Origin of the sequence: Agrococcus sp. HG114 (assembly GCF_024723325.1) — a bacterium.
Classification (GTDB): Bacteria; Actinomycetota; Actinomycetes; order Actinomycetales; family Microbacteriaceae; genus Agrococcus.
The window spans coordinates 1-7,014 of the sequence record NZ_JANQCH010000118.1 but is presented as its reverse complement, the minus strand read 5'-3'; the positions used below and the strand labels follow the sequence as shown (position 1 = coordinate 7,014).

The window sequence follows — 7,014 nt, the reverse complement described above, 5'->3', positions numbered from 1 at the left end:
GTGCGGGGGCGGATGCGTTCGGCCGGTACGCGCCGCCGCGCGCGCTCGAGGGCCACGAGGTGGCACAGCTGCCGGGCGCGTTCGCCGCGGCCGCGCGCCGCGCGGTCGCCGCCGGCTTCGACGCGATCGAGGTGCACGCCGCGCACGGCTACCTGCTGCACCAGTTCCTCTCGCCGCTCACGAACCGTCGCGACGACGAGTGGGGGCCGGATGCGTCGGGCCTGTCGACGAGGCTCCTGCAGCTCGTCGTCGAGGCCGTGCGCGAGGCCGCGCCCGAGGCGGCGCTCATGGTGCGCCTCAGCGCGACCGACTGGGTCGAGGGCGGCATCGAGGTGCAGCGGACGATCGAGCACGTGCGCGTCGCCGCGGCCGCGGGCGCCGACTGGTTCGACCTCTCCTCCGGCGGGCTCGACCCGCGGCAGGAGATCCCGCTCGGGCCGGGCTACCAGGTGCACTTCGCGCGCGAGGTGCGCGCCGCGACCGGGCTGCCGGTCAACGCGGTCGGCCTCATCGACGAGCCCGCGCACGCCGAGCAGCTGCTCGCGGACGGCGACGCCGACGCGGTCATGCTCGCTCGCGCGTGGCTGCGGAACCCGCACTGGGCGCTGCTCGCCGAGGCGGAGCTCGACGGGGCCGTGCCCGCCGACGGCCGACCGGCCGACGGCCTCGGCGCATCCGTCTGGCCGGCGCAGTACACGCGCGCGCGCCAGCTCGGCTGAGCCGGCGCGGCAGCTGCCGCCCTTCGCGAAGCGGACCCCGCTTCGGCGGCGGGACCTCAGATCTCGGGTCCCGCCGCCGATCCCGGGTCCGGATAGCGGAGCGCAAGGACGCATGCCGTAAGGTGCTGGCGACTGCTCAGCGCGGAGCGCAGCCGAGCGGGCCGTGATCCGGCCCCCGGCTCCCGTGCACGGAGGCGGTCCCTTCCAGAACGAGGAGCCGGCATGACGATCGACCTGACCACCTACGCGCTCAGCGACGAGGAGCTCGACCTCGCGCGAGCGGTGCGCGACTTCGCCGACAAGGTCGTCGCGCCCGCCTCCTACGAGGCCGACCGCACGAAGACGCTCCCGATGGACGTCGTCGCGCAGATGGGCGAGCTCGGCCTGTTCGGCATCCCGTTCCCCGAGGAGCACGGCGGGCAGGGCGGCGACTACTTCACGCTCGGCCTCGCGATCGAGGCGCTCGCGCGCGTCGACCAGTCGATCGCGATCACCCTCGAGGCGGGCGTGAGCCTCGGCGCGATGCCCATCCACCTCTTCGGCACCGACGAGCAGAAGGCCGAGCTGCTGCCCGACCTGCTCGAGGGCCGCGCGCTCGCGGGCTTCGGCCTCACCGAGCCCGAGGCGGGCTCCGACGCCGGTGCGACGCGCACGACCGCGCGGCTCGAGGGCGACGAGTGGGTCATCAACGGCGCGAAGCAGTTCATCACGAACTCCGGCACCCCGATCACGAGGTTCGTCACCGTCACCGCGGTGACCGGCGAGCAGGACGGCCGCAAGGAGATCTCGACGATCATCGTGCCGAACGGCACGCCCGGCTTCACGGTCGAGGCGCCGTACGACAAGGTCGGCTGGCACGCGTCCGACACGCATCCGCTCACCTTCTCGAACGCGCGCGTGCCGGCGGCGAACCTGCTCGGGCAGCGCGGGCGCGGGTTCGCGGGCTTCCTGCACATCCTCGACGAGGGGCGCATCGCGATCGCCGCGCTCGCGACGGGCGCGGCCGAGGGCTGCCTCGAGGCGGCGATCGACTACGCGCAGCAGCGGACGGTGTTCGGCGAGCCGCTCTCGAGCAGGCAGAACGTGCAGTTCGTGATCGCGCGCATGCAGTCGCGCGTGCACGGCGCGCGCCTCGCGTGGCACCACGCGGCGCGGCTGCGCGACGCCGGCAAGCCGTTCAAGACCGAGGCGGCGCTCGCGAAGCTCGTCTCGAGCGAGGCGGCGATGGACAACGCGCGCGACGCGACGCAGATCTTCGGCGGCAACGGCTTCATGAACGAGTACCCGGTCGCGCGGCACTACCGCGACTCGAAGATCCTCGAGATCGGCGAGGGCACGAGCGAGGTGCAGCTGCTCGTGGTCGCGCGCGCGCTCGGGCTCGCGTAGCGGCCTATCGGGCCGACGGCGCGGCGACGGGCGCGTTGCGCCCCGCCGCGCCGTGCCGCGCGCCCGTCTCGACGAGCGCGCGCAGCCGCGCGAGCAGATCCGCCCAGCCGTCGTCGTACGCGCGCCGGAGCTCCTCAGTACCCTCGCCCCACAGCAGCACGGCGTCGTGGAGCACGCGCACCCGGGTGCCGCCGGGCACGAGCTCGAGGTCGACGCGCACCTCGCCGACCGCGTTCGAGCCCATGCCCTGCTGGCCGCGCCACGCGAGGCTCCGGCCCGGCGCGCACAGCGTGACGACGCCCCAGAGCGCCGACGCGTCGCCGAGGTGCTCCACGACCGGCTCGCCCGCGCGCAGCGGCAGGTCGATCGTGCTCGGTCCGTCGAGCAGCAGGTACGGCGCGCCCCACCACGCCGACGGCTCGTCGACGAGCGCGTCCCACACCCGGTCGGGGTGCGCTGCGATCTCGATCGCCCGCTCGACCCGGAATCCCTCGCCGATCATGGCCGCTCCCTCCGCGCCGCCGAGCCGCCCCGCACGGGCGCTCGCGTACGACCCTGACGGCCCCGGCGCATCCGGTCAACCGCTCGTTCGCCCGACGAACGAGTTGCCCGGTCGCGGTGCCCTAGAGTCGGATGCGCGTTCCCCCCTACGGACCTAGGAGCACCATGGCCGACATCAAGAAGGGCCTCGCCGGCGTCATCGCAGACACGACCGAGATCTCGAAGGTCAACCCCGAGACCAACTCGTTGCTCTACCGCGGCTATCCCGTGCAGGAGCTCGCGCTCACGCAGCCGTTCGAGGCCGTCGCCCACCTGCTGTGGCACGGCGACCTGCCGACCGACGAGCAGCTCGCCGACTTCCGCGCGAAGGAGCGCGAGCACCGCGCGCTGCCCGACGCGGTGCAGACGGTGATGGATGCGCTGCCCACGACCGCGCACCCCATGGACGTCGTGCGCACGGCCGTGAGCATCCTCGGGGCGAGCGACCCGCAGGCGGAGGACGCGAGCGCCGACCTCGACAAGGCCTTCCGCCTGTTCGCGGTGCTCCCCGCGGTCGTGAGCTACGAGCAGCGCCGGCGCAACGGCCAGGAGCTCGTCGCGCCGCGCGACGACCTCGACTACGCCGCGAACTTCCTCTGGATGTCGTTCGGCGAGGAGGCCGACCCGGTCGTCGTCGACGCGTTCAACCAGTCGATGGTGCTCTACGCCGAGCACTCGTTCAACGCCTCGACCTTCACCGCGCGCGTCATCACGTCGACGCTCGCCGACCTCCACTCGGCCGTCACGGGTGCCGTCGGGGCGCTCAAGGGGCACCTGCACGGCGGCGCGAACGAGGCCGTGATGGAGGTCTTCCACGAGGTCGGCTCCGCTGACCGTGCGGATGCGTGGATGCAGACCGCGCTCGACGAGAAGCGCAAGATCATGGGCTTCGGGCACCGCGTGTACAAGAACGGCGACTCGCGCGTGCCGACGATGCGCGCCGCGCTCGAGCGGCTCGTCGAGCACTACGACCGGCCCGACATGCTCGACATCTACAACGCGCTCGAGCGCGCGATGGCCGACCGGAAGCCCATCAAGCCCAACCTCGACTTCCCGTCGGGCCCGGCGTACGCGCTCATGGGCTTCGACGTGCCGATCTTCACGCCGCTGTTCGTCGCGGCGCGCGTCACCGGTTGGACCGCCCACATCATCGAGCAGCGCGCGAACAACGCGCTCATCCGCCCCCTCTCGGAGTACGTCGGCCCCGACGAGCGGCACGTGCCGGGCGTCGACACCGCCGCCCTGCCCGAGGACACGTCGACCATCGAGGAGACCGAGTAACCGCATGGCCATCCCCACCCTGCAGCTGAACGACGGCCGCTCCATCCCGCAGCTCGGCTTCGGCGTCTTCAAGGTCGACCCGGCAGAGACCGAGCGCATCGTCTCGGAGGCGCTCGAGGCCGGCTACCGCCACATCGACACCGCCGCGATCTACCGCAACGAGGAGGGCGTCGGCCGCGCGATCGCGGCCTCCGGGATCCCGCGCGACGAGCTGTTCGTCACGACGAAGCTGTGGAACGACCGCCGCGGCGCCGCCGAGACGCGCGCGGCGCTCGGCGAGAGCCTCGAGAAGCTCGGGCTCGACCGCGTCGACCTCTACCTCATCCACTGGCCGGCGCCCGCGAACGGCAGCGTCGTCGAGACGTGGCAGACGATGGCCGAGCTGCGCTCGGAGGGGCTCACGACCTCGATCGGCGTCTCGAACTTCGACGAGCGGTTCCTGCCCGAGGTGCTCGGCACGGGCATCGTGCCCGCGGTCGACCAGATCGAGCTGCACCCGCAGTTCCAGCAGCGGGCCGCGACGGCGCTCGCGGCCGAGCACGACATCAAGGTCGAGGCGTGGGGCCCGCTGGGCCAGGGCAAGGTCGACTACGCGGCGACCGTGATCGGCGAGATCGCCTCTCGGCTCGGCGTCTCGTGGGCGCAGGTCACCCTCGCGTGGCACCTGGCAGCGGGCCGCATCGTGTTCCCGAAGTCGAACCGCCGCGAGCGCATGGTCGAGAACCTGGCCGCCGCCGACGTCGCGCTCTCGGCCGACGACATCGCCGCGATCGACGCGCTCGACCAGGGCGCGGCGGGCCGCGTCTCGGCCGACCCGGCCGACGCGAACTAGCGACCGCGGGGCTCCCTTCCGCCGAACGGGACCCCTTCCACCGAACGGGACCCGGTAGACCGGGTCCCCGCGGGTGGAAGGGGGCCCGTTCGCGTCGGCGCGCTCACGCCCGCCCCCGCGACGCGACCTGTTCGCGCAGGCCCGACCTCTTCGCGTGGGCGCGCTCGCGCCCCTCCCCACGGCGCGACCCCTTCGCGCCGGCGCGACCTGCTGCAAGGGCTCGCGTCGGTGCGAAGGGGTCGCCTCGCGGTCGGGCGGGGCGTCAGCGGAGGAGCGCGGCGATGCGCGGGCCGAGCGCGGCGGCGACGCGCTCGGGATCGCGCTCGCCCTTCGCCACGAGGAACGAGTGGTCACCGCCCGCGACCCAATCGATGCGCGCGTCCGGCAGCCTCGCGACGAGCCGGTCGAGCAGGTCGCCCGACTGGAACGGGTCGTTCGTGCCCTGCAGGAACCGCTGCGGGAGCGCGATGCCATCCAGGTGCGCGTCCTTGAGCCGCTCGGGCTTCCCCGGCGAGTGCAGCGGGTAGCCGAGGTACAGCAGCCCCGTCGCGGGCATCCCGTCCGCGACGGCAGCGGCGGCCATGCGGCCGCCGAACGACTTGCCGCCCGCCCACGGCGCGTGCGGCAGGAGCGGCCGCACCGCATCCATCACCGCGTGCCACGTCGCGACCGCGCTCGGCTCGCGCTCGGGCTGCCGCTTGCCGGCCTGCGCGTTCGGGAAGCTCGCGCGCGCGACCGCGACGCCCTCGGCGACGAGCCCGCGGGCCGCGCCGACCATCCAGGGGTGCGTCGCCGAGCCGCCCGCGCCGTGCAGGAGCACGAGGCTCGCCCACGCGTCGCGCGGGACCTCGACGATCGCGTCGACGTGCGGCACCGTCGGGTGCTCGATCGGCACGGGCACGATGCTGGTCTCGTCGAGGGGATGCTCCGTCATGCCTCGAGCCTCGCAGACGACCGGCCTCGCCGCCGCGCGCTCCTCGCCGCGGTCCCGAGGCCGTGCGCGACGCTCCGCGCCGCGGCCCCGCCGAGGCGCCGACGTCGTGCGCGCGGCAGCTCTCCACAGGTCCGCGGATGCGCCGCGCGGCCCGGGTGCGGCGCGTGCGATCGTGCGCCGCATGGATCGATCGATCGCCGACGAGGCGGAGTCCTACCTGCACGGCCTGCTCGAGGAGTGGGCCTCGCCGAGGCCCGGGGAGTGCCTCGCGTGCTACCTCGACCGCGCGGTCGAGGGCAGCGGCTGCGACGGCGACCTGCGCTTCGCCGAGCTCTACCGCGACCTCGTGGCGCCGCGCGCGACCGGGCTGCTCGCGCGGCTCGAGTCGGCCGGCGGGTACTGCGACTGCGAGGTGCTCGTCAACGCGATGCAGCCGGCATGGCACCTGTGGACGACGAGCCGCGAGCTCGAGCTCGACGGGCAGACGATCGTGCTCGAAGCGGAGCCGCCCGCGTCGATGCCGCAGTGCGCCGGGGTGCGCCGCGGCTCGACGCAGCCCTGCCGCAACTGGCACCGCATGATCCGGCGCGGGCGGTAGCGGGCTTCGCCAGCACGATGCCCGGCCGCCTCCCGCTCAGCGCCGCCAGCCCGTTGGTGCGCGGCTGGTGCCCTGCCACGTCCTGCTCGCGCCCGCCTGCCGCTCAGGGCCGGCGAGTACGGTCGCGGCCATGGAGCGATCCGTCGACAACCGGCTCGCGCACGCCGCGAGCGACTACCTGCGGCTGCACGCCGACAACCCGGTCGACTGGCGCGAGTGGGGCGACGAGGCGTTCGCCGAGGCTCGCGAGCGCGGGGTGCCGGTGTTCGCCTCGGTCGGCTACGCGACGTGCCACTGGTGCCACGTGATGGCGCGCGAGTCGTTCGCCGACCCCGAGATCGGCCGGCAGCTGCGCGACGGCTTCGTCGCGATCAAGGTCGACCGCGAGGAGCGGCCCGACGTCGACGCGGCGCTCATGGGCGCGGCCTCGGCCTTCACCCGCAGCCTCGGCTGGCCGCTGAGCGTGTTCCTCACGCCCGACGGGCTGCCGTTCTTCGCGGGCACGTACTTCCCGCCCACCGCGCGGCAGGGCGTGCCGGGGTTCCGCGAGGTGCTGACCGCGATCCGCCAGGCGTTCGAGCACCAGGCGGATGCGGTGGCCGAGACGGCCGCGCGCGTGCAGGCGGCGCTCCGCGACGCGAGCCGTGGCGACGGCGGCGATGCGCCGAGCGCGGCGGAGGCGAGAGCGGCGCTCGCCGCCGTCGCCGCGGTCGAGGACCGCGAG

General features: G+C 74.2%; 8 protein-coding genes. 6 read left to right on the top strand and 2 right to left on the bottom strand.

From position 1 onward, the window contains the following. Both NWP09_RS10505 and NWP09_RS10500 read left to right on the top strand, forming a co-directional pair. Nucleotides 1-719, top strand: a 719-nt coding sequence (locus NWP09_RS10505) for a tRNA-dihydrouridine synthase (protein WP_369010420.1), incomplete at its 5' end; no start/stop codon positions are given. A 222-nt stretch (nucleotides 720-941) separates the two neighbouring features. Then, nucleotides 942-2,105 (top strand): acyl-CoA dehydrogenase family protein, encoded by a 1,164-nt coding sequence (locus tag NWP09_RS10500; protein ID WP_258275464.1) that lies wholly within the window; start codon nucleotides 942-944, stop codon nucleotides 2,103-2,105. 4 nt (nucleotides 2,106-2,109) lie between these two features. Here the strand turns inward: NWP09_RS10500 and NWP09_RS10495 are convergent, their stop codons facing one another. Further along, nucleotides 2,110-2,607 carry an SRPBCC family protein gene (locus NWP09_RS10495; RefSeq protein WP_258275463.1) on the bottom strand — a complete coding sequence of 166 codons (498 nt, stop codon included), beginning with the start codon at nucleotides 2,605-2,607 and terminating at the stop codon, nucleotides 2,110-2,112. Between the two features lie 164 nt (nucleotides 2,608-2,771). Between NWP09_RS10495 and NWP09_RS10490 the strand changes: the two genes are divergently transcribed. Together NWP09_RS10490 and NWP09_RS10485 are read left to right on the top strand one after the other, a co-directional pair. Continuing rightward, entirely contained in the window at nucleotides 2,772-3,926 is a 1,155-nt protein-coding gene (locus NWP09_RS10490; protein ID WP_258275462.1) for a bifunctional 2-methylcitrate synthase/citrate synthase, read from the top strand. A gap of 4 nt (nucleotides 3,927-3,930) precedes the next feature. Next, nucleotides 3,931-4,758 carry an aldo/keto reductase gene (locus NWP09_RS10485; protein ID WP_258275461.1) on the top strand — a complete coding sequence of 276 codons (828 nt, stop codon included), beginning with the start codon at nucleotides 3,931-3,933 and terminating at the stop codon, nucleotides 4,756-4,758. 262 nt (nucleotides 4,759-5,020) lie between these two features. Here NWP09_RS10485 and NWP09_RS10480 read toward each other — a convergent pair whose 3' ends face one another. After that, nucleotides 5,021-5,692, bottom strand: coding sequence for an alpha/beta family hydrolase (locus tag NWP09_RS10480; RefSeq protein ID WP_258275460.1), 672 nt, complete (start codon nucleotides 5,690-5,692; stop codon nucleotides 5,021-5,023). 181 nt (nucleotides 5,693-5,873) lie between these two features. Here NWP09_RS10480 and NWP09_RS10475 point away from each other — a divergent pair, with 181 nt between their 5' ends. Next, entirely contained in the window at nucleotides 5,874-6,290 is a 417-nt protein-coding gene (locus NWP09_RS10475) for a DUF2695 domain-containing protein (protein WP_258275459.1), read from the top strand. 130 nt (nucleotides 6,291-6,420) lie between these two features. After that, on the top strand, nucleotides 6,421-7,014 hold a 594-nt coding region (locus tag NWP09_RS10470; protein WP_258275458.1), incomplete at its 3' end, for a thioredoxin domain-containing protein.